The organism is Pantoea sp. X-Soil-TKNS-1211 (genome assembly GCF_059730495.1).
Genome location: NZ_AP035956.1, coordinates 39,184 through 63,150 on the forward strand (window position 1 = coordinate 39,184; position 23,967 = coordinate 63,150).

At 59.0% G+C, this 23,967-nt stretch carries 10 protein-coding genes; 9 read left to right on the forward strand and 1 reads right to left on the reverse strand.

The window, feature by feature from the left end; genetic code table 11:
• Window positions 1-241: 241 nt before the first annotated feature.
• The 8 genes from AC6I8W_RS25165 to AC6I8W_RS25200 are packed head-to-tail and all read left to right on the forward strand — an operon-like array spanning window position 242 to window position 21,859.
• On the forward strand, window positions 242-9,823 hold the full coding sequence (locus tag AC6I8W_RS25165) for a non-ribosomal peptide synthetase (RefSeq protein WP_497839284.1): 9,582 nt from the start codon (window positions 242-244) through the stop codon (window positions 9,821-9,823).
• The gene (locus AC6I8W_RS25170; RefSeq protein WP_497839285.1) at window positions 9,820-15,237 is read left to right on the forward strand and encodes a non-ribosomal peptide synthetase; all 5,418 of its coding nucleotides are present in this window, start codon (window positions 9,820-9,822) and stop codon (window positions 15,235-15,237) included. The genes AC6I8W_RS25165 and AC6I8W_RS25170 overlap by 4 nt, the downstream gene beginning before the upstream one ends.
• Window positions 15,237-16,364 carry a saccharopine dehydrogenase NADP-binding domain-containing protein gene (locus tag AC6I8W_RS25175; protein ID WP_497839286.1) on the forward strand — a complete coding sequence of 376 codons (1,128 nt, stop codon included), beginning with the start codon at window positions 15,237-15,239 and terminating at the stop codon, window positions 16,362-16,364. The genes AC6I8W_RS25170 and AC6I8W_RS25175 overlap by 1 nt, the downstream gene beginning before the upstream one ends.
• On the forward strand, window positions 16,361-17,452 hold the full coding sequence (locus AC6I8W_RS25180; RefSeq protein ID WP_497839287.1) for a Gfo/Idh/MocA family oxidoreductase: 1,092 nt from the start codon (window positions 16,361-16,363) through the stop codon (window positions 17,450-17,452). The genes AC6I8W_RS25175 and AC6I8W_RS25180 overlap by 4 nt, the downstream gene beginning before the upstream one ends.
• A complete protein-coding gene (locus AC6I8W_RS25185) occupies window positions 17,449-18,213 on the forward strand; it encodes a thioesterase II family protein (protein ID WP_497839288.1) in 765 nt (254 codons plus the stop codon). Before AC6I8W_RS25180 ends, AC6I8W_RS25185 begins: the two co-directional genes overlap by 4 nt.
• Before the next feature lie 3 nt (window positions 18,214-18,216).
• Entirely contained in the window at window positions 18,217-18,921 is a 705-nt protein-coding gene (locus tag AC6I8W_RS25190) for a class I SAM-dependent methyltransferase (protein WP_497839289.1), read from the forward strand.
• Entirely contained in the window at window positions 18,914-20,518 is a 1,605-nt protein-coding gene (locus AC6I8W_RS25195) for a (2,3-dihydroxybenzoyl)adenylate synthase (protein WP_497839290.1), read from the forward strand. The genes AC6I8W_RS25190 and AC6I8W_RS25195 overlap by 8 nt, the downstream gene beginning before the upstream one ends.
• A 15-nt stretch (window positions 20,519-20,533) precedes the next feature.
• Window positions 20,534-21,859 (forward strand): salicylate synthase, encoded by a 1,326-nt coding sequence (locus AC6I8W_RS25200; RefSeq protein ID WP_497839291.1) that lies wholly within the window; start codon window positions 20,534-20,536, stop codon window positions 21,857-21,859.
• A gap of 52 nt (window positions 21,860-21,911) precedes the next feature.
• On the opposite strand, the gene AC6I8W_RS25205 is transcribed toward AC6I8W_RS25200, so the two are convergent.
• Window positions 21,912-22,589, reverse strand: a complete 678-nt coding sequence (locus AC6I8W_RS25205) for a hypothetical protein (protein WP_497839292.1) — start codon at window positions 22,587-22,589, stop codon at window positions 21,912-21,914.
• 297 nt (window positions 22,590-22,886) lie between these two features.
• Between AC6I8W_RS25205 and AC6I8W_RS25210 the strand changes: the two genes are divergently transcribed.
• Entirely contained in the window at window positions 22,887-23,840 is a 954-nt protein-coding gene (locus AC6I8W_RS25210; protein WP_497839293.1) for a helix-turn-helix transcriptional regulator, read from the forward strand.
• The last annotated feature ends 127 nt before the right edge of the window (window positions 23,841-23,967 follow it).

Below are 23,967 nucleotides of genomic sequence, written 5' to 3' on the forward strand. Positions count from 1 at the left end.
GTTGCATTATCCCGAACCCTCTCCACTGCGGCATGAATCATATAATCAGTTGAATCCAGGCATCTACCGGAACGAAAAGCCGCAACTACGTTAATGCTATTTGGCCCTCTGCATACCCGAATGTCTTAGGTCATAACTTATAACGCATGACGAAAGACAGTGACTAAAACCAACATATCTCCTCATTGGCAGGGAAATAACCGAAGCCTGTTTTCGGCTATGCAGAGGAGATATCACCACCATGAGTTCGCCAGAAGCGCTGTTGAGAAATCTGTTAACCCGGCTGTTAGGTGTACCTGCCGAGCATTTGTGTGACGACAGTGATTTGATCTACCACGGTCTGGATTCGATGCGCACCATGCGTGCAGCCAGTGAACTGCGCCGGGCGGGTATCGCCGTCAGGTTCACCGAGTTGATTGGAAAAAGAACACTGGCTGAGTGGGTTGCCATTGTGCAGGCAGCCAGTGGCGTAACGGCGAACCCAACCATTCCCAGCGGCTCAGGCGAAGCCCCCTTCGAGCTGGCAGCGATGCAGCATGCCTTCTGGATTGGTCGACAGGAGCAACAGCAACTGGGTGGTGTCACTGCCCATTTTTATGCTGAGCTTGATGGAGCGGCGATAGATTCTGTGCGTCTTAATCAGGCATTTCAGCAGCTTCTGAACCGCCATCCCATGCTGCGCCTGCGTATCAATAGCGAGGGGTTACAACATACCGTCGCCACTGCAAATTGTCGGTTGCAGGTGAATGATCTGGCCCACCTCTCCGACACGGCAGTGGCGGTAGAGCTGGAAAAATACCGTCAGCGCTACACCCATCAGCAGCTGGATATCGAACAGGGCCAGACGATGATGCTGGCCCTGTCATTGTTACCCGGACAACGCAGCCGCCTGCATCTGGATCTGGATATGATCGCCGGTGACGCCGCCAGTCTGCGTATATTGCTGCGCGAGCTGGCCTCATGTTATGCCCAATCCGATGTATCCCTTCCTGCGCTGAGTTTCAGTTATGCAGACTATCTCCGGCAAAAACGTGAAAACCAGCAATCGCAGTGGCAGCAGGATCGTCTCTGGTGGCAACAGCGTTTAGTTGATTTGGCCGGTCCACCCGCCTTGCCATTACGTACCTCGAGTGATGCTCCGCGTACCGAACGCAAACACGTCTGTCTTGATGAAGCGCAAAGCCGCAAGCTGACACAGCTTAGCCAACAGGCCGGGCTGACAGTGCCAGCGGTGTTGGCAACCTTGTTTGCCGAAACGATTGGTTTGTGGAGCGGTGGCGCGCCCTTCGTGTTGAATCTGCCAGTATTTTCCCGTCACTCAGACCATCCCCATGTCGATCATTTGGTCGGTGATTTCTCCAGCTCGGTGCTGGTGACGGTGGAACCGGCCAGTCAGCCTGACTTTATCGCGCAGGCAAGGGCATTCCAGGGGCAACTGCATCAGGCAATGGCGCACTCGACTTACAGTGGCGTTGAAGTGCTGCGCGATCTGACCCGGCAGCAACATGGAGAACAGGTACTGGCCCCGGTGGTTTTCACCAGCGCGCTGGCGCTGGGTGAATTGTATGAACCACAAGTCAGACAGACGCTGGGCGATCCCGTGTGGTCTATCTCGCAGGGGCCTCAGGTGTGGCTGGATGCGCAGGCCACCGAGTATCAGGGCGGTATCCTGCTGAACTGGGATTTTCGTGCCGACCTGTTCTTGCCGCAGGTTATTGATGCGATGTTTAACTGGTTCAGCCAGCGCACGCTGCAGTTGCTGGAGGATGCCGTCAGCTGGCAGAAACCGCTATCCGCACTTGCCCCGCTGGTGTCATTCCCGCAGCCTGAAACACCTGTACCATCGGTGCTCCCGCTCCATCAGCGCTTTTTCCGCCTGGCACAGCAACAGCCCCAGTCAATTGCCCTGATGTGGGGGGATAAGCAGCAACTCACCTATGGCGAGTTGGCGCACCAGGCGTTATGTGTCGCCGGCTATCTGCAACAGCAGGGCGTGCAAGCGGGCGAGTTCGTTGCTGTTAGCATGGGGAAAGGCGTAGGGCAGGCTATCGCCGTGTTGGGGGTGCTGGCCGCCGGTGCAACCTATGTCCCCTGCGGGATAGATGTGCCCCTAAAACGCCGCCAACAGGTTTATCAGACGGCTGACGTGCAGTGGGTTTTGAGTGATGATCGCCCCAACTGTCAACCGTCCTGGCCGGAAGGGGTCACCGTGGTGGCGCTGAGTGAAGCGTTAGCCAGCCCTCCTTTGCCCTCATGCTTGCCCATTTCATCCCGGCAGGCCATGTACGTCATTTTCACCTCTGGCTCGACGGGCGTGCCAAAGGGTGTGGCTGTCTCACATGACGCAGTTGCGAACACCATCGATGCCGTTGACGGCTTGTTCCGGTTCACGCCGCTGGATCGCACCATCTCACTTTCGGAACTGGATTTTGACCTGTCGGCTTACGATATCTTTGCCAGCCTGAGCCGTGGAGCCGGTCTGGTGGTGGTCGATGAATGCCAGCGCCGTGATGCCCATGCCTGGGTGGATTTGTTACAACGCTGGCAAGTCACGGTCATCAGTTGCGTCCCGGCGTTATTGGATATGATCCTCACCGCTGCGGCGGATAAACCCTTGCCTTCCTTGCGTCTGGTGATGATGGGTGGCGATCGCATCCCGACAGAGATGGCCTCGCGCTGGTGGTCACTGACCGGGCAGGCTGCCTTTGTCGGGCTGGGCGGTATGACGGAAGCGGCGATCCACTCGACGGTCTTTGTGTTGCAACCCGATGATACGCGCTGGTCCGCGGTGCCTTTCGGGCAGCCGCTGGCAAACATGCATTGCCGTATCGTCGATGCCGGTGGCCGCGATTGCCCGGCCTGGGTCGGCGGGGAGTTATGGGTCAGTGGACCCGGTCTGGCGCTGGGGTATCTGAAAGATCCTGCTCGTACCGCAGAAAAGTTTGTTGAGTATGCTGGCCGACGCTGGTATCGCAGTGGTGACCGGGTCCGTTACTGGCCTGAAGGCACCATTGAGTACATTGGGCGGACCGATCACCAGATCAAAATACGCGGTCATCGTATTGAACTGGGTGAGATCGAAACCGCGTTGCTGAGTCACCCTCAGGTGCTTCAGGCAAGCGTTGGCGTGGTATCACCGGCTGCCCGACAGTTGTGTGCCAGCCTGGTGACGTCTCACCCCCTGAGTCAGGCAACGCTGCGCGACTGGTTACAGGCGCAACTGCCAGCCTATGCCGTGCCTGAACACTATCAGTTCCTCGTGGAAATGCCGCTGACGGCTAACGGAAAACTGGATCGTCGTGCTTTGCAGCAGCAGGCGGAGCAACAACTGGCGAGCGCTGAGCGGCAATTTCAGCTTCCCACAGGGAAGATTGAGCAACAGGTCGCCGCGCTCTGGCAGCTGTTGCTCCAGGTCGAGGATGTGGGGCGCGAGGACAATTTCTTCGTGCTGGGGGGTGACAGCCTGATAGCCACGCGTCTGATTGCAAAGATGCGTGAGCAAAGCCTGACCGCCCCCCTGGCGGAACTCTTCGCCACACCAACGCTGGCGGCATTTTGTACCCATGTACGGCACCAGCAGCAGATGCCTGATCAGCCACTCAGCGTTGATGAAGCCAACCGTTATCAGCCGTTCCCACTCAGCGATATTCAGCGTGCCTTCTGGATTGGCCGCTCAGGGGAAATGACGCTGGGAGCGGTGGGTTCGCACTTCTACATTGAATTTGACGGTCAGAATCTGGACGTTGTGCGGCTGGAGCAGGCCTGGCGTCAACTGATACAGCGTCATGACATGTTACGCGTTCGCGTCACGGAGGAGGGGCAACAGCAGGTCGCTGAGCAACGACCCGCGTGGGAAATCCAGCAGCACTGGCTGGGTGAAGATGCGCAGTCTGGACTGGCAACCCTTCGGCAAACACTGTCGCATCAGGTTTACGATCCTTGCCAATGGCCGTTGTTCGCCATCCATGTTGCCCATTACGCGCAGCGTCAGCGTTTATTCGTCAGTCTGGACAGTATGATGCTGGATGGCCGTAGCATCATGGTGCTGTTCACTGAATGGGATCAACTGTATCGCGATCCACAGCACAGCCTGCCGGAACTGCATATCCGCTATCGCGACTATGTATTGCAAAATCGCCCTGCGTCGGAGCGTGAGCAGCAGGCTCAGGCCTGGTGGCAACAGCATCTCTCAACCCTGCCGGAACGCCCCGCGCTGCCGCTGGCGGTCGCGCCGGAAACACTGCAACAGCCACGTTTTCGTCGCTGGAGTCATGAGTTATCCCCCAGCCGCTGGCAACAGTTAAAAGCGGCGGCGCAACGTTACGGCATCACGCCGAGCGTGGTGCTGGCTGCGGCCTATGGCGAAGTGCTGGCGCGCTGGAGTAATCAGGCCGCGCTGGCGATTAACCTGACCATGTTTGATCGTCAGCCGCGCCATCCACAGATCAATCATGTGGTGGGTGATTTCGCCTCAATTCTGCTGCTGGGTTATCAACGCAGTGCCGGAGGCGATTTCCTTGCGGCGGCACAGCGTCTGCAACAGCAGGAGGGGGCGGCGCTGGCGCAACGTGATGTCTCCGGGATTTGGGTACTGCGCGAACTGGCACGCCAGAAAGGTCAGGCGATGGCCTCCATGCCGGTGGTGTTCACCAGCGTGATCGGGCTGGATAAAGACGCGTCGCTCGATCTTTCGGAGGCCTTCCCGCGCCAAATCTTTGCCCTCACACAAACACCACAGGTGTGGCTGGATGCAAAAATCAGCGAGTCACGCGGGCGTCTGTTACTGGAATGGGATGCGCTGGAGGCGCTATTCCCGGCGGGCATGATCGAGGCGATGTTCAGCAGCTACTGTCAACTGGTGGAGCAGTTAACCCAATCCGACTGGCGACAGCTGGTGAAGTTGCCTTTACCGGACAGCCAGCAACAGGTTCGTCAACTCACCAATCAGACCGCGTTGTCCTTCCCGGACTCACGACCGTTGTACCTGCGTTTCTTTGCTGAGGCCCGTAAACATCCCCACGCAACAGCGCTGCTCTGGAGTAATGAATGGCAGATGGATTACGGCACCCTGGCCCAACAGGCGCTGGCGGTTGCGGGTTATCTGCAACAGCAGGGTGTGCAACCCGGCGACAGAGTCGCCATCACCCATGCCAAAGGCCCACAGCAAATTGTCGCAGTGCTGGGCGTGCTCGCGGCGGGGGGATGTTATGTGCCCTCCGGCATCAGTTTACCGGAAGCACGTCGCGCGGTGGTTTATCGCGATGCCGGGGTAAAGCGGGTGCTGTGCGATGAAAACAGTTTGCAGCAACTCCGCTGGCCGCAGGGCGTAGCGGTCACCAGCCTCAGCGAAGCCTTACAGGCAACGCCACTGGCGGCCCCCTGCATACAGCCTGCTGAGGCAGCAAAGTACATCATCTTTACCTCCGGCTCCACCGGCACCCCAAAAGGGGTAGTGGTGAGTCATGGCGCGGTAGCGAACACCGTTGATGCCGTCGCCGCGCTGTTCGGGATTAGCGACAACGATCGTTCCATCACCCTGTCGGCTCTCGATTTTGATCTCTCAGCCTACGACATCTTCACTTTCCTCGGACGTGGCGCTTCGCTGGTGGTGGTGGACGAGGCACAGCGGCGTGATGCCGCCGCCTGGGTGGCGTTAATCAATCACTGGCAGGTGAGTGTGATCAGTGCCGTACCCGCCTTGATCGAGATGATTACCGTTGCGGCTCAAGCACATGGACTCACCCCGGCACTGCGCCTGGTAATGGTCGGGGGCGACCGGGTGGTGCGCCAGCTACCGCAGGAGTTATGGCGACTGTCGCCGCAGACGCGTTTTGTCTCGCTCGGTGGCATGACCGAAGCGGCGATTCACTCGACCTGTTATGAGATCCAGCCGGACGACCCCTGGTGGGCATCAGCGCCGTACGGTGTCCCGTTAGCGAATATGCAATGCCGGGTGGTGGACCAGCAGGGAAGTGATTGCCCGGACTGGGTTAAGGGCGAGCTGTGGGTCAGTGGGGCCGGAGTGGCGACGGGCTACTACGGTGATGAAAAGCGCAGCGTAGAGAAGTTTGTCGAGTGGCAACAACGCCGCTGGTATCGCACCGGCGATGTCGCCAGCTATCGTCCCGATGGCGTGCTGGAGTTTTTTGGTCGGGCCGATAATCAGGTCAAAATCCGTGGGCATCGCATTGAATTGGGCGAGGTTGAAGGTGCGCTTAGTCGCTTGCCACAGGTGGACAGCGCCGTTGCGGTGGTATTAACCGGCACGACGCGACAGCTGGCGGCCGCGCTGGTGGCCTCTCAGCCGATCGATCTGGCTGCGGTAAAACAGGCCGCGCAGGCCAGCCTGCCGGATTATGAGGTGCCTGAGCACCTGATTCAGATTGGCCAGATTCCGCTGACCGCCAATGGCAAAGTGGATCGCGAAGCCATCACCCGACAGATTGCGGATCAGCTGGAGCAGGCATCGGGTGCGGGTGAACAGCTGCCCATCAGTGGCGAGGCGGAAACCCTGTTGGCGCAGTTGTGGTGTGAACTGCTGGCGGTGCCGCACGTGGCAGCCAGTGACAATTTCTTCAGCTTGGGTGGCGACAGCCTGGTGGCCACCCGCCTGATGAGCCGCCTGCAACAGGCGGGCTTCCGTGGGGCGCTGGCGTCTCTGTTCAGCACCCCTGAACTCCGCCCGTTTGCTGCCAGCCTGAGACGTGAAGAAACGGTGCAACAACCGGTGTTAACGCATGATGCCATCGGGCGCTACCAACCCTTCCCGCTGACTGATGTGCAGCAGGCGTACTGGCTGGGCCGCCAGGAAGCGTTCACACTCGGCGATATCGCGGCGCAGTGCTACAACGAATATGAACTGCCGGGGATGGATGTCGCGCGTATGGAGCAGGCATGGCATCAACTGGTGCTGCGTCATGACATGCTGCGTTGTCGCATCACGCCAGACGGCCAACAACAGATCGTGCAGGAGGTGCCTTTCTACCACTTCCGCCAGCATCATCTGGATGACGCTTCCCTGGTCGAACGGCGTCAGCAGATGGCGCGGCAGAAACTCGCGCCCGAGGGTGGCCGACTCTACGACGTCCAGGTGATCCACTACGGTGATAATCAGCTGCGGCTGGCGGTGCTGCTCGACAACCTAATTGTCGATGGCCTGAGCATGCTGACGCTGTTCACCGAATTGTTCCATTACTACCAGCACCCTGACCAACCCTTGCCGCCGCTCGACGTCGGGTTCCGCGATTACCAGTGCCTGCGTCAGCAGCAGGGACCGTCTGCTGAATCCCTCCAGTACTGGCGGCAGCGGCTGTCTTCGTTACCGGCAGCGCCTGCGTTACCCACCCAGGTTGAACCGGACACGTTGACTCAGCCTGCGTTCCGTCGCCTACAGGCCAGGCTGGCAACCGCGCAGTGGCAAAAAATCCTGCAACGGGCGCGCCAGGCGCAAATCACGCCGTCAGTGCTGCTGTTGACCTGCTTCTCCGAGGTGTTGAGCCGCTGGAGCGGGCAGCGCTCGCTGGTGGTCAATATGACGCTGTTTGACCGTAAGCCACTCCATCCTGATATCAACCGGGTGATCGGCGACTTTACCTCGCTGATTCTGGCGGAGTACCACGCCAGCGCGGATGGAAGCTGGCTCAGCCATGCCCAGCGGATGCAGGCGCAAATCTGGCGCGATTTGGATCATCAGGATGTCTCCGCTGTCAGCGTGATGCGCCAGCTGGCGCAACATCATGGTGGTGAAATGCGCGCCGTGCCGGTGGTGTTCACCAGTATGCTCGGCGTTGCCGATGCGCTGGCAAAAGCCGCGCCCTGGCCGGATTTCACGCTATCGCAGACGCCGCAGGTATGGCTGGATCATCAGGTGATCGACCTCGAAGACGGCCTGTTGCTGAGCTGGGATTATCTGGAAGAACTGTTCCCGCCACAGATGGTGGAGCAGATGTTTGCCAGTTATTGCGCGGCCCTACAGCTGCTGGCAGATGATGACTGGCAGTTGCCACCGCTGCGCCAGTTGCCACTCGCTCAGCAGCGGGTGCGTGAACAAATCAACGCTACCGAGGCACCACAACATGGCCCGGTCCTGCTGCATCAGGGGTTCTTTGACCAGGCGCGCCGTCATCCACAACGGATAGCGGTATGGGACGGGCAGCACGGCGGCATCAGCTACGGTGAGCTGCGCGAGCGAGTGCTGGCTGTCGCGGCGGGTCTGCAACAACAAGGTGTAGAGGAAGGCAACTGCGTGGCGATATCCCTGCCGCGTGGCGTCGATCAGATAGTGGCGGTGCTGGGGGTTCTGGCGGCAGGTGCCGCGTATCTGCCGGTCAATGGCAAGCATCCGCCAGCGCGGCAGGCATTGTTATGCCGCAAAGCGCAGGCGAAGCTGGCGATAGGCCGTGTAGAAGGTGTCACATCGTTTCTCCTGCCACAGCTGCTCAGCTGTACAACGCTGCGTGAGCCGGTGCTGCCTGATGCCGCCAGTCTGGCTTACATCATCTTTACCTCGGGTTCGACCGGTGAACCCAAAGGCGTGGAAGTCGAACACCGCAGCGCCAGCAATACCGTTGACGATATTTGCCAGCGTTATGGCATCCGCAGTCAGGATGTGTTTCTGGGTGTGGCCGCGCTCGATTTTGATCTCTCGGTATTCGATATCTTCGGTGCATTGAGCCAGGGCGCGAAGCTGGTGCTCAGCGCAGAAGAAGAACATCGCGATGCCGAGGGCTGGCTGGCGTTAATGCAGCAGCACCAGGTCAGCGTCTGGAACAGCGTACCCACGCTGATGGAGATGGTGATTGAAATCGCGCAACTGCGTGGTGGTGAATTACCGGCGCTGCGTCTGGCATTGCTGTCAGGCGATTGGGTCAGTCCGGACGTTGCGGCCAGACTGGAACGTATCGCACCGCTGTGTCAGACCATCGCCCTGGGCGGCGCAACGGAAGCGGCCATCTGGTCCAACGCCTGGGCGGTCCCGGCGCGGCCGCCGCGCGACTGGACATCGGTGCCCTATGGTTTACCGCTGCGCAACCAGCAGTTCAGGGTGGTTGATGAACTGGGCTGCGATCTGCCGGATTGGGTGGCGGGGGAGCTGTGGATCGGCGGGATGGGGGTGGCGCGCGGCTACTGTGGCGATCAGACGCTGACTCAGGCGAGTTTTAGTGGCGCATACCCGCAACGCTGGTATCGCACGGGTGACATCGGGCGTTACCGTCCCGACGGCATCCTCGAATTCCTCGGACGCCGCGATGGTCAGGTGAAGTTACGCGGTCACCGTATTGAATTGGGCGAAATTGAACAACAACTGCAACGTTGTGCGGGGGTTCGCCGTGCGGTGGTGTTATTGCAGGGCAGCGGAGCCAGTGCCAGCCTGCACGCCTTCTATGAAGGCGAGACGACGTCTGTCGAAAAGGTGCAGCGTGGGTTGCGTGACCTGTTGCCTGGCTGGGCGGTCCCTGCGGACATCACCGCGCTCAGCCACTGGCCGCTCACCGCCAACGGCAAAATCGACCGCAAAGCGCTGGCGCAACTCCCCCCTCAGACCACGCAAACCGCGTTGACTCTGGACGATCCCCACCAACAGGTACTGGCAGACATCTGGCGACAGGTGTTGGGTGCGCTGCCAGGCCATGCCAGCGAAAGTTTCTTCAGCGCTGGCGGCAATTCGCTACTGGGCACTCGCCTGGTGGCGCAAATCTGCAAACACTTCGGTATCCGTCTGACACTACGAGACTTTTTTGCTGACGCTACCCTCTCGGGCCTTTGCGCATCCGTCGAAAGGCATTTGGCTGACAAAAACAGTATGGAAGAAGGTTTATTGTGAAAATTTCTGACATTATCGCACGACTGGAAACCCAGGGCATTGAACTGTGGCAGGAAGACAACAATCTGCGCTTCCGCGCACCTGCTGGGGTAATGACCGACGCTATTGTGCAGGAGTTGCGAGACCATAAACCCGCCATCCTCGACTGGCTCAGGCAGCAGGAGAGCGGGGCTGTGCTGCAAGCCGATCCCGATGCACGGTTTGCCCCTTTTCCCTTAACCGAAGCGCAGCAGGCGTATTTTGTTGGGCGTCATAGCGCGTTCGCGTTCGGCGGTATAGCCTGTCGCGGATATCTGGAGATTTGCTTTGATCAGCCTGTCACGTCGGCGCAACTCAACCGGGCGCTTAACCAGCTGATTGCTCGCCATGACATGTTGCGGGTGGTGATTGAGGAAGAGGGATTCCAGCACGTTCTGCCGCAAGTGCCGCTGTTCCAGCCACTACAACACGCATGGCCCGATCTGCCCGCCGCAACGGTCAGGGCGCGTATTGATGCGTTGCGTGAAGCGATGCTGGCTGCCCCGGCGGATTATCAGCGCTGGCCGCTTTTTGCTGCGGCCAGTGTCCAGACGGCAGGACAAACCCGCCTGTTGCTGGCGATTGAGCTGATCCTGGTGGATTCCGCCAGCCTTTATCTGCTGGTGGATGAACTGGAGCAACTGCTGTTTGCGCCCGAGACACTGCTGCCCGCTCCCTCGTTGGCTTTCCGTGATTACGTGATCGCCCGGCGTGCCGCACGTCAGGGTGTTCGCTACCGTAAGGCGCAGCAATACTGGCGGACTCGCATCCCTGAATTACCGAATGCCCCGGCTTTGCCGGTGAGCACAGCCAGCGAGCAGGCTGCATTTGTCCGTCGTCACCTTCGTTTGTCGCATCAACAGCGTCAGCAACTGAATCAGTTGGCCGCGCAAGCCCGGGTGACGCTGAACGCACTGCTGCTGGGCGCATTCTCGCAAGTGATGGGGTTCTACAGTGACAGTCGCCACTTCACCCTCAACCTGCCCATTTTCCGCCGTGAAGGGCAACATAGCGACCTTGAACGCGTGGTAGGCGATTTCACCTCAGTGACGCTGCTGGAAGTGGATCTGCGTGGGGAAGAGACTTTTGCGCAGAAACTGCTGACCCTCAACCAGCGCCTGTTTGCCGATCTCGACCATAGTGCATTCTCAGGTCTTGAGGTGCTGAGTGAACTGTCACGCCATCATGGTGAGGCGTTGCTGATGCCGGTGGTGTTTACCAGCACCCTCGGTCAGGGAGAACGGCAAGAAAAACCGGCGCGCTATCGTATCGAGCAGGGATTGACCCAAACCCCTCAGGTGTTGATTGACTGTCAGGTCACTGCCCAACCCGATGGCATGATGCTGGCGTGGGATTCACGCGAGGGACTCTTCCCCGACCAGTTTATTGAACACGCGTTTAATGCCTTCAGCGGTGTAATCCAGCGCCTGCTGGAGGAGGGTGAATCTTGCCTAAACCAGCGCCAGTTGCTGACGCTACCTGCGGCACAAGCCGTCATTCGTCAGCAGACCAACGCGGATAGTCAGCCAGACTTCGCCCAATTGTTGCAGCAGGGATTCCTCGATCAGGCTGAACAGCAGCCGGATGCCATCGCGTTGTGGGACGATGAAGGGAGCATGACTTACGGCGAACTGGCCGCCCAGGCTTACGGGCTGGCGGCGGATTTGCAGCGGGCAGGACAGGGGCCGGGCGAAGCCGTGGCAGTGATGTGCGGCAAAGGACGTGCTCACGCCCTGGCCCCGCTTGCCATCCTGCTGAATGGGGGGTGCTATGTGCCGGTTGATGGGCAACAGCCGGCGCGCCGTCGGGAAGCGATCTTACGCAACGCCGGGGTACGTTGGGCCATCTGCGACGATGCTGAACCGTTACCTGAGGATATTGAGCCGATTTCCTGGCGTACCGAGACTTCTGCGGGAGATTTCCAGCCGCTGAGGATCGGCCTCCATCAGCCTGCTTATATTATTTACACCTCCGGCTCGACCGGAGAACCCAAAGGCGTGGTCATCAATCATCATGCCGCCTGGAACACCATCGCCGATATCAACCATCGCTTTGCCGTGAGCGCCGGGGATCGGGTACTGGCGGTCGCTAACCTGAGTTTCGACCTGTCCGTGTATGATCTGTTTGGTGTGCTGGCGGCGGGTGGCACTCTGGTCTATCCGCAGGAGACGCGTAATGCCGATCCTTCTCACTGGGCTGAACGTATCACCCAATACGGCGTCACGCTATGGAACACGGTGCCAGCCCAGTTGCAGATGCTGGCGGATACGGCACAGCCGCTGCCGACACTACGCCTGGCGATGGTATCGGGAGACTGGGTGCCGCTTAATCTGCTGACACAACTGCGGGCGATTTCAGCCGATGCTCAGCTGATTGCGTTAGGTGGTGCCACCGAAGCGGCAATCTGGTCGGTATTCCATCCGGTCACGCACGTCGCTCCCCACTGGCAAAGCATTCCGTACGGTAAGCCGTTGGCTAATCAGCAGCTTCATATTCTGGATGAGAACTTACACGATCGTCCTGACTGGGTCAGTGGGGAGATCGCCATCAGCGGTGACGGGCTGGCAGATTGTTACTGGCTGGACCGGGAGAAAACCGCCGCGCGCTTTGTCACCCGTGCTGACGGTCAACGTCTGTACCTGACCGGGGATCGGGGGCGCTACTGGCCGGATGGCAACATCGAGTTTCTCGGGCGTGTCGATAACCAGGTCAAGATTCGCGGCCACCGTGTCGAGCTGGGTGAAATCGCTGCGGTGATACGTCAACACCCGGCGGTCACCGATGCGGCGGTCTGCCTGACGCAAGGTAATGGCACCGCCAGTAATCTGCTGGGGTTTGCTGAACTGGCGGCGGGCGAACAGCCCAGTGCCTGGCCAGCGATGGAACATGCCCAAAGTCGGGCACAGCAGATTGAGCAGCAGATTGACGGTGCGGCTTTCGAGGCCTTAATGACCGGAGCAGATCGCGTGGCGATCCTCGCGATGTCCGATCGCCTGCGTCAGGATGGCCTGTTCGCCACCGTCGCTTCCCGTCATTCGCTGGAGGAGATTTATTATGCGACAGGGGTGGCGGAGGTTCATCAGCGACTTCTGCGCCGCTGGCTGGAAGGATTGGTCAGTGCCGGTGCGCTCACCCAGGATGCGCAGGGGCGTTACGGAGACCTCATCCCTTGCGACACCACCAGGTTGCAGCAGTGCTGGCGCGAGGTGGAGCAACTTGAACAGCGTGCTGGTTATGGTAGCCAGACACTGCACTATATCCGTGTTTGCAGTGATTGCCTGAGTGGGCTGCTGCGCGGTGAAACCGATGTGCGCGGCATTCTGTTCCCGGAAGGCGAGCTGTCGACCGCCCACGCGGCCTACCGGGATAACCTGGTCAGCCAGAGCATGAACGCGATCGTGATCGCGGCGGTCACTGCGCTGGCTGCCTCCAGCCCCCGTCCGTTACGGGTGCTGGAAGTGGGGGCCGGGGTGGCGGGCACTGCCAGCGACCTTGTGCCCGCGCTGGCGCAATACCAGCCTGAATACTGGTTTACCGATCTGTCAGAGTTCTTCCTCGTGGAAGCACGTAAACTTTTTGCCCCTTACCCCTGGATGCACTACGGCATTTTTGACATGAACGAGGATGCCGGGCGGCAGGGGATGGCGGCGAACAGCTTTGATGTGATCCTCTGCGCCAACGTGCTGCATAACGCGCGTAATGCAGGTGACGTGCTGGCTCAATTCTCCTCATTGCTGGCACCCGGCGGCACGTTGGTGTTTATCGAACCTTTCCGTCGTCATAACTACCCGCTGCTGGTGTCGATGGAGTTCTTCCCGGAACTGACAGGCTTTACGGATCTGCGTGCCACCACCGATCAAACCTTCTTTACCCGCGAGCAGTGGCTTTGCCTGTTGGCGCAGGCGGGGGCGACGTTAACCGATTGCGCTCCGCTGGCCGAGAGCGCGCTGTCCAGCTCCGGGCAAGGCGTCTTTATCGCGCAGTTCAAAACGGACCGTGCCACCCTCCACCATGATGAGCTGCGGGATTTTCTGCGCGATCGGCTGCCGGGTTATATGGTGCCTGCGCATTTACATCTGCTGGATCGTCTGCCGCGTACCGCCAATGGCAAAACCGATCGGCAGCGCCTGGTGAGTGCAGTACCGCAGCATATGACCACGACAGAGCAGACCGGCGGTGGTAATGCCCCGCGTGATGCCCTGGAACAGCAGATTGCCACTGTCTGGGCGGAGGTCCTCGGGGTGACAGACGTACAACGCGATGCAGATTTCTATGCGCTGGGCGGTGACTCTCTGTTGTTATCTCGCATGATCGGACGTGTACGCGCCCAGGTTGAGGCTGCGGCTGGGTTCGAATGGGAAACCCTGCTGCGCCATCTGTTGCGGGAATCCACGGTAATGGGGCTGGCGGATTTGCTGCGCAACAGCGCGAAGCAGGGTGAGCAGCAGCAACAGGCGCGGGCGGTGCTGGTTCCCTTATGGGGGCAGCAGGATGATCACAGCCACTGCTGCATACTGCTGCACGCCGGGACGGGCAATCTCCAGCCGTATCAGCATCTGCTGGCGAACCTCGATAAGTCACAATTTGCCCGTGGTGTCGGCCTCGAACTGCCCAGCCAGCAGGCGTTTATGGCGCTGGCCCCGCATCAGGCGCTGGTGACGCTGGCCGGTCACTATGCCGATACGTTGTCAGAGCAGGGCGAAAGCTTCACGCTGCTGGGATATTGCCTCGGTGGCTTGCTGGCTGCGGAAATCGCCCGTCAGCTCAGCGAGCGCGGCAAAAATGTGCGCGAACTGGTGGTCATCAGTGCGTATCAACCGCCGCAGGTGGATGACGCACGCCTGGTGGATTACGTGTTTGCCCGTGCGATCGGGGCCGATCTGGAGAAACTGGGTTTGCCGCAGGAGCCAGCCCTGGCGGCAGCCGTCAGCGCTATCCTGCAACGCACCCCGCAGCGTATCGCCGAAGACGCCTTTGATGGCCTCGACAGCCATCCACAGGTGGCGCAGGCACTGACGCGTTGGATCCAGCAGCCACAAGCCATTCGCCTGCAAGCCTTGCAGACCGCTGGTATGGCGCAGGGGGCTTACCATCAGGAGGATGAAGCCAGCCCGCTGTTTGCCAGTCGTTACGCCCTGTTCGGACACAGCATGGCGTCAGTGGGGCAATATCGCCCCGATCCCTGGTTTGGCAAAACCATTCTGCTGCGTAACAGCGAAAGCGATCCTCTGTTGCCCGGTACGCCCGGTGACGTCCACGACTACTGGAGCCAGTTGTGCCTCGGCGAGCTGATTGTTGAAGACACGCCCGGCGACCACTTTAGCTGTCTGTCCCGACACCATGCGCCAACCCTGGCGGCGTTGATCGCCCGTCATACCAATCCGGGAGCCGCCTGATGAACAACAACATCATTGCGGTGCTCGGTGCCAGCGGCGGCGCAGGACGTGATGTCAGCCGCTGGCTGGCTCAGGCGGGATTTGCCTTGCGGCTCGGTGGTCGTCGTCGCGATCCCCTACAGCAACTGGCGACACGGTTGGGTGTGGAAGCTCAGCCGGTAGACTTATGGCAGGAGGAGGAACTGCGCGAGTTTTGCCGTGGCTGCGCCGTGGTGGTGAACTGCGCTGGCCCCTCCTATCAGGTGCTGGATCGGGTAGCACGAGCGGCTGCCTCGGTGCATGCGCATTATGTGGATGTCTCAGGTGATGGTCCGGCATGGCATCTGTTACAGCAGCAACCCGCTGGCGATCAGCACTGGGTGGCGGTGTTCTCTGCCGGCATGTTACCCGGTCTGGCAAATCTGGTGCCGGGTTGGATGAGCCAGCGTGCAGGCGGCAATCTGACGGTCTACAGCGGTGGTATTGAGCGCGTGAGCGGCGCAGCCGCTGCGGATCTGGTGCTGTCGTTAAATGAGCAGTGCAATGCGTTGCAGGGCAGCGATTACTGGTACGGGGAAGCGGGTGCCAGTTGGCAGCTCGGGCGTCGCAGTCGCCACAGCCTGTCAACCCAGCAGACAGATACGCTGCCGCATTTCCCCGGTCAGGTCACGTTACTGCCGTGGCTGAGTGCCGACGCTGAGCGGCTGGCACTGCGCCACAACCTGTCCGGTCTGAGCTGGTACAACGTGTTCAGTGGTCAATGTCTGCGGGAAACCCTGACCGGCCTGCGTGGCAAGGTGGATGGCACATCGCAGAGTCTGGCGCTCGCCAGTGCGGCAGTGGAGAAGGCCAGTGAAATTGACCTGGCGGGTTACGCCCCGTATTACCAGATGGTGTTTGACTGGCAGCAGGAAGGGGAGCCGCGTCGGCGCGTGGTGATCCGCACGGATAGCAGCCTGGCGCTCACGGCAGCTACCGCCGTCAGCACGGTGTTGAGCCTGCTGCGCGGTGAAATCACACCGGGTGTACATTTTGCCGATCGCGTGCTGACACCGACGACGGTGCTGGCGGATATCACACGACTGCATGCGGGCACTCACATCAGCCAGTATCTGCCAGATAGGCAGCCAGAGCAGGGGGTGATATGAGTTCCGTTTCTACTCCCCGCTGCCGCGCGATTGTGTGTGGCACCAGCTTTGGTCGTTTTTATCTGCGCGCGCTGGCGAATAATCCGGCGATTGAACTGGTCGGAATCCTCTCCAGTGGCTCTGCCGCTTCAGCAGGTTATGCGCGTGAGTTGAATATCGCCCACTACACGTCGGTGGCAAGTTTGCCAGCCGATATTGATCTCGCCTGTGTGGTGGTGAGGGCGGCGGTCTCGGGTGGCAAGGGGGCGGAGATCGCCGGCCAGTTGCTAAGCCGGGGCATTCATGTGTTGCAGGAACACCCACTCCATCCTGACGAGCTGGCCGACTGCCTGCGCACGGCACATCAACATCGCGTCCGGTTTGGTATCAATGCGTTCTACCCCTTTGTTGCGCCGATCCGTCGCTTTCTCCATGCGGCAGAGGTCCTGCGTCAGCACCAGCCGGTGCAATACATTGAGGGCGTGTGCGGTGCACAGGTGCTTTACCCACTGCTGGATGTGATCGCCCGTACACTGGGGAAACTGCGCCCGGCGCAACTGGAACTGATGCAGCCGCGCCAGGTGGGACCTTATACCTGCCTGCACGGCAGTATCGGCGGGGTGCCGTTGACGCTGCGTGTCCAGAACCAAATCCATCCGGCCGACGCCGACAACCACGCGCTGTTGCTGCACCGACTGACCATCACCGCCGAAAGCGGCGTGCTGGCGCTGGCGGATACCCACGGCCCGGCGATCTGGAGTCCCCGCCTACATACCCATCGTGATGAGACCCATCGGCTGGTGCTGGAAGGGCCAGGGACCGAACGCTTATCAGCACTCAGCAGCACCGTTTTGCCGGGTAGCGAAGCCGTCAGCTTCAGCGAAATTTTCGAACAGGTCTGGCCGCAGGCCATTAACTACGCGGTAGCGGATTTCCAGCGTTCCATTGACGACACCGCGCTGGCGCAGCAACAGGTGCAATGGGCGTTGGGCGTAACCGGGTTCTGGCATCGGGTGTCATCGGTGCTGGGTCCGCCAGAACTGATTTATCCCGATACGCCCGCCATGCTGCCGCTGATAGATCAGATAACTGCGGAGACGACGCGATGAACCAACATTTTTTACGCTTTTATCAGCCCGCACCCCATGCCCCGTTGTTGCTGGTTTGCTTACCTCATGCCGGTGGGGCGGCCAGTACCTTTCGCCCGTGGCCTTACTTATTCGATACCTCTGAGGTGGAACTGGCGGTGGTGCAGTATCCGGGACGGGAGGATCGCTTTGCTGAACCCTTTATCGACAATATGCCCGCATTGCTGACGGCTTTGCTGGATGAGTTGCTGCCGCATCTGGCAGGACGTCGCTTTGCCCTGCTCGGGCACAGTATGGGCGGTGCCATCGCCCATGAACTGGCGCAGATGCTGGCCGCCCACCGTCTGCAACCGGAGCTGCTGATTATCTCAGGTCGCCAGCCACCGGCTTTTCATCCGCTGGATAGCTGCATCCACCTGGGTAGCGATCAACAAATTCTCGACGAACTGCTGCGGCTCAGTAGCGATAACCAGACACTGCGTGAACAACCGGAGCTGGCTGAGTTGTTATTACCGGTGATCCGCAATGATTACCGGCTGATTGAGAATTACCGCCCACAGCCCGCGCGGTTGCTCTCCTGCCCGATCGTGGTGCTGAGTGGGGAAGAGGACAGTGAGTTGCCACTGTCACACGCTCAGGCCTGGGCGGCATGTACCTCAGCAGCCAGTATCGTGCATCGCTTCCCAGGCGATCACTTCTTTATTGCCAGCCAGCGCGCCGCCGTGGTGGCCTGCGTGCAACAGGCGCTACGTCAGTTCTCACCCTTGTTCAGTGAAGGATAATCTATGGACGACTTCTACTCTCCGGTCGCTGAGTTCTACGATCTGGTTGGCCGCGCACACTCTGCGGGGGAAACCGCGCTGCGTGAACGGCTGTCGGCATTCACCGATATTCATGACCCGGTGCTGGATATCGGTGCGGGCACCGGACGAACGGTGTTGGCGATAGCCGAAACCGTACCGCTGGTGGATATTCTGGCAGTGGAGCCGGCCCCGGCGATGCGTGCGGTGCTGACGCATTGTGTGGCACAACAGCCTGAGCTGCGGCAGCGCGTCACGATTATCCCGGACACGGTGGACAAGTTGCAGCTACCCGAGCGGCTGGGTGCGGTGGTGGCCTTTGGGGTACTGGGGCACCTGACGGCTGAAGCGCGTCAGACGCTGTGGTCGATATTGCTGCCGCGACTCGCACCGGGCGCGCCGGTATTTGTGGAGTTGTTGCCGGTCGAAAAACCCATGAAGTTGCCCACCATGACGTTGGCGAGTGAGAACATCGGTCAGCGTCATTATCACGCCACCCTCGAAGGTGAGCCGGGACCCAACGACACCATGCTATTGACGTCATGCTGGACGGTGAGCGGCGGTCCTTGTGCCACGCAGGTGATCCGTAACCGCAGCGTCTGGCATACCTTTGGCCTGGACGATCTTGCCCGTGAGACTGGGCTACATGCCGAACGTCTGACGGCACAGGCGGGGGTGTTGTATGTCTGAACCGATTGCGAACCCCGATCATCGCATCCTGCCGGAGGCGATGCGCTGGCCGCTTGCGTTGGCTGAACGTTATACGCAACGCGGCTATTGGCAACCGGAAACACTGGGTCAGTTGATTTTGCGATGGCGACAGTATGGCGCACGCCCAGCCCTGATAGAACCAGACCGCAGCTGGAGTTATCACCAGTTGATTAACCAGGCTTGTCGCTTCGCCAGTGAACTCAGGCAACGAGGGATGCGAACCGGGCAAACGGTGGTTATTCAGTTGCCCAACGGTGCCGATTTTGTGGTGGCCTTCTTTGCGGTGATCCTCAACGGAGCGGTGCCCGTGCTGATGCTACCTGCTCATCGTCAGCGCGAAATCCTGCACGTAGTGGAACTGGCCCAAGCGGGCTGGTTCCTGAGTGATGCCGAACAGGCAGGCATTGATGCTCAGAGCCTGGGGGCGAACGCCCCGGATTGTCATCGCCTGTTCTCAACGGCAGACCAACGTTTTGCCGCCAGTCAGGCCCCGGCGATTGAGGGATTGCCGCCCGGCGATGCGCCCCAGCATATCGCGTTGCTGCTGCTTTCTGGCGGTACTACCGGGTTACCGAAGCTGATCCCGCGAACCCACGCCGATTATCACTACAACTTTCGCGCCAGCGCCGCGCTTTGCCATGTACAGCCGGATGACCGTTATCTGGCGGTGCTATCAATGGCGCATAACTTTCCCCTCGCCTGTCCGGGCATTCTCGGCATCTTTTCCCGTGGTGGTTGTGTGGTGGTCCCGGCCACTGTCGCCGCTGAGGATGCGTTTGATGCGATTCGTCAGCACCGCGTGACGCTTACGGCGCTGGTGCCCTCGCTGGCAACGTTATGGCTGGAGGCGGCGGAATGGGAACAACCCGATCTGAGTTCTCTGAGGCTGGTCCAGGTGGGGGGCGCGAAACTGGGAGCCGATGCCGCTCGTCAGTTGCTGACCCAGTGGGGATGCCAGTTGCAACAGGTGTTTGGCATGGCGGAAGGGTTGCTGAACTACACACGACTGGATGACTCACCCGAACTGATTACCACCACGCAGGGCCGACCGCTGTGTGACGACGATGAGATCCGGGTGGTGGATGAGCTGGGCCAGGCCGTGGTCAGCGGCCAGGTGGGGGAATTGCTGGTTCGCGGGCCTTACACCATCCGTGGCTACTATCGCGCGCCTGAACACAATCGGAAAGCGTTTGCCTCCGAGGGATTTTACCGCAGCGGCGATCGGGTGCGGCAGTTGCCTGGTGGTGAGCTGCTGGTGGAGGGGCGCACCCGTGACATGATCAACCGCCACGGAGAATCGGTCGCCGCCGATGAAATCGAGGAGTGTCTGCGGGCGCATCCGCTGGTGCGCGACGTGACGGTATTGGCCGATGCGGCCGGGGAGCAACAGGAAGCGATCCATGCGGTGATCATCGCCCATAGCCCTTTCACGCTGGCTGAGATGCGGGCGTTTCTGGAACAGCAGCAAGTCGCATCCTTTAAATGGCCGGATCGCCTGACCCTGGTGGAGGCTTTCCCGCTGACGCCAATTGGCAAAATCAACAAACACGCGCTGGCAGCCCGGCTGGCGGTTTAATTTTCAGGAGTCAACATGACGGATACACGCACCGAACTTCGACTCAACCTGCCCGCAGATCAGACGCTGGCCGCGATTGTCAGCCTTATCCGGCAGAATCCGACGGAGGATTACTATGTCTACGAACGGCCACCCAGCTGGTATGTGGGTCTCGGTAAACGGTCGAGTTTAACCCTTTCACCGGATGGCGCCCAGGCGATAACCGAAAGCGAAGCAGGCTGCCAGACGGTGCCGGTTACCGCTCCACTGGCGCATTACGCCCGCCAGTTCCGTGCGCAACATGCCAGCGCAGGACAACGGGTGTTTGGCATGGCCGGATTTAATTACGCAGCCTGCATTCGCGGGCTAACTTTCCCGAGCGGCGAGTGGCCGCTACTGTCGCTGCTGGTGCCGCGAGATGAACTGGTGTTTGCCGCCGGGAAAGTCAGGATCCTGGCGCAGAGCGCCGACCAATGCCAGCGGCTGGCCCAGCAATTACAGGATATCTCTCCGGCACCGGCTGGCAGTGCGTTGTTGGCTGACCTGACCGCGCAGGGTAAAGATTATCAGCAACGGGTGACACACGCGCTTGAAGAGATCGCCGCAGGCGAATACACCAAGGTGATTGTGTCGCGCGCTCTGGCGCTGTCACAACGCGTCGACATGCCCGCGACGCTCTGGCGCGGCAGAATGTCCAATACCCCGGCACGCAGTTTCTTGTTGCAGCAGGGGGCGTTTGCCGCCACCGGCTTCAGCCCGGAGATGGTGGTGACGGTCGAGCAGGGCATCGTCACCAGTGAACCGCTGGCGGGCACCCGTGCGCGATCCGGTTCGGCGGGTGAAGATGCGTACAATCGGGCGGAGCTGCAAAGCGATAGCAAAGAGATTGTGGAACACGTTATCTCGGTCAAAGCGGCGATTGAGGAACTGGAAACGCTGTGCGTGCCTGACTCGGTGGCGGTCACCGACCTGATGTCGGTCCGTGAACGAGGCAGCGTGCAACATCTGGGTTCGCAGGTGCGTGGCGAGCTGGTCTCGGGACGCGATGGCTGGGATGCTTTTAATGTGTTGTTCCCGGCGATCACCGCCTCCGGTATTCCCAAGATACCGGCGCTGGCCGCCATCCTCAGATTGGAGGCGATGCCGCGCGAACTCTACTCCGGCGCGATTCTGATGCTGGAAGGTGATCAATCGTTTGAAGCGGCATTGGTGCTGCGCAGCGCGTTTCAGGATGCACACAGAAGCTGGATCCAGGCCGGAGCCGGGGTGATTGCCCAGTCGAATGCGTTGCGTGAACTGACGGAGACCTGCGAGAAACTTTCCAGTGTCGCGCCTTACCTGTTGGTTTCACAGGCGAAATAAACGGGTTATTACCGATAGGTCCCACAAGCGTCCGTGGGACTTTTTTCATCATCTATTTTTCCTTCATATATCGCGCCACTTTGGTGTGGATGTTTACGTCGATCATTAAGGCTGATAACAGGTAGAGAAAGAAAGCAATACAAATGAAACCAAAAAACATAGCCGCATGTTTTTGTTTTTGGGTGTTGTTGATCCTTTCGTTGATCCCTTCTCGTTCTCCCACCAGACCAATTCGGCTACAGATTGAATGCGTCAGGTCGGGCGATATTCTCCTCTCTCTTGCTATATTTTCATAGACATCTGAATAACAATCGTCAGGCGTCAGGTCCCATGTGGTTTCCCCAGGGATGTTTTTAGCTTCATCATAGGTCAGCAAAAAATTTTCTTTTGTTTTTATTAACATCAATGCTGCCCATTTGTCGGGTTGGTCAATCGTGCTTTTATGCATTAACACGGAAAAGGTTGAAATCATTGCTAAAAGAATGAGCGCTATGATGCTATAACCGCTTTTTTGTATGGTCGTTAACTTCTTTGTTTTCCAGAAGTTAAATTTTGTCAGGCTAAGTTTGAGTTCAATCGGTCTGACTCCCGCCTTTGAAAAGTAACCATCGTCATTTTCAGGCGTCTTCTGTAGCCATTTATAAAACAAAGCGGCCATGCTAAATAGGGCAGAAATAAGCGCGGTAAAGAAGTTAGTATACAGCACGCTAAGAATATCAGCATTATTCAAAACACCCTCCATGAGTTTTTGGAATTTTATGGACATTAAAAATAGATTAAAAAATAACAAACTGCATCGTCGAATGCTACCCGACCCCCTATCATCAATCTGCCTGGCACCCTGGTAATAAGTCGGCTTGTGGGCGCAAGCCCCGCAACACCAGGAACTGTCAGGAAAGCGTCAAGAACTGATAATGATTATTATTTACATTTTGGCGCGCCTTAGTATGATGACTCTCTGAGTTTCGTTTCGGGAACTAAGCACCTGACCACTTCGCCAGCCGGGTACTTACAAAAGAGGGTTTTTATGCAATCCACTCACCAGTTACATTCTCTGCAACAGTTAACCGATATGGCGCACAAATGGGGCTATGACTACGAGCTGGCTAATGCCAACTGCTCGGTGCGCCAGTCTGGCGAGTTTGACGGCACGATCAAAACGGTCACGCTGCCCTACGGTGTCAATCTCTGTCTCAACGAGCTGACCGCCAACGGTGATGATCACCGCAGCGGCACGCTGCATCATTGTCTGACCATTTTGCTCACGCTCGACGGCGATGAACCCAATTACCATCTTGATGATGGCAGCCCGTTACCGGCAGAGAGAGGCATGGCGAAGGTGATTGCCACCAAAGATCGTATGCGTCTGTGGTGCCGCAATCCGCGTGGACATCATTGCCGCAGCCTGGTGATTCAGGCGGCGCCAGAACGCATCAGCGATAAAGAGCTGGCGGAGCAGGTTGAACGTATTCTGCAACGTAACCATGTCTTCGGGTTTATCGTGCCGCAGTACACCATTGACCGGGCCAATGAGCTGTTTGGCTTTTGCGATAACTGCGTGATTGGTCGGTTACAGACCCACAGTTGTGTGCTGGATCTGATGGCACAGGTGCTGCGCGCAGCCGATCAGGACCAGCCCCAGGTAGGGGTGATGGCACCGCATCGTGATGTGGCGCGAATGCTGAAGGTGAGGGATAAACTGGTTACTGAGCTGGACAGCAACCATTGCCTGTGTGACCTGGCACGTGACGTTGGCATTAGCGTCAGCGCACTAAAAAGTAAGTTCCAGGCGGTGATGGGACAGTCGGTTTTTGCCTTTCTGCGCGATCAGCGCCTCAACCGGGCGCGGCTGGGGTTAGAGTCGGAAGGATGGACGGTAAAACAGGCCGCTTACTATGTCGGTTATCAGCATCCCAGTAACTTCTCGACTGCCTATCGGCGCAAATTTGGTATGCCTCCCCGCGACTCCCTCAGCCTTTGACTGGCTGAAAACATAACTCATTTGGCTTTGCTCATAGCTGAGTTAACTAGGGTGTCGTATGACCGCCCCATACAATTGTGACAGATATAAAAACGATTTTTTTTGTCTCTGTTTCAATACCATGGGG

Excerpts from the sequence above, each read along its gene's own strand:
- AC6I8W_RS25180 (WP_497839287.1), top strand. The coding sequence starts at position 16,361 with ATGAGTTCCGTTTCTACTCCCCGCTGCCGCGCGATTGTGTGTGGCACC.
- AC6I8W_RS25200 (WP_497839291.1), top strand. The coding sequence starts at position 20,534 with ATGACGGATACACGCACCGAACTTCGACTCAACCTGCCCGCAGATCAG.
- AC6I8W_RS25210 (WP_497839293.1), top strand. The coding sequence starts at position 22,887 with ATGCAATCCACTCACCAGTTACATTCTCTGCAACAGTTAACCGATATG.
- AC6I8W_RS25190 (WP_497839289.1), top strand. The coding sequence starts at position 18,217 with ATGGACGACTTCTACTCTCCGGTCGCTGAGTTCTACGATCTGGTTGGC.
- AC6I8W_RS25185 (WP_497839288.1), top strand. The coding sequence starts at position 17,449 with ATGAACCAACATTTTTTACGCTTTTATCAGCCCGCACCCCATGCCCCG.
- AC6I8W_RS25175 (WP_497839286.1), top strand. The coding sequence starts at position 15,237 with ATGAACAACAACATCATTGCGGTGCTCGGTGCCAGCGGCGGCGCAGGA.
- AC6I8W_RS25165 (WP_497839284.1), top strand. The coding sequence starts at position 242 with ATGAGTTCGCCAGAAGCGCTGTTGAGAAATCTGTTAACCCGGCTGTTA.
- AC6I8W_RS25195 (WP_497839290.1), top strand. The coding sequence starts at position 18,914 with ATGTCTGAACCGATTGCGAACCCCGATCATCGCATCCTGCCGGAGGCG.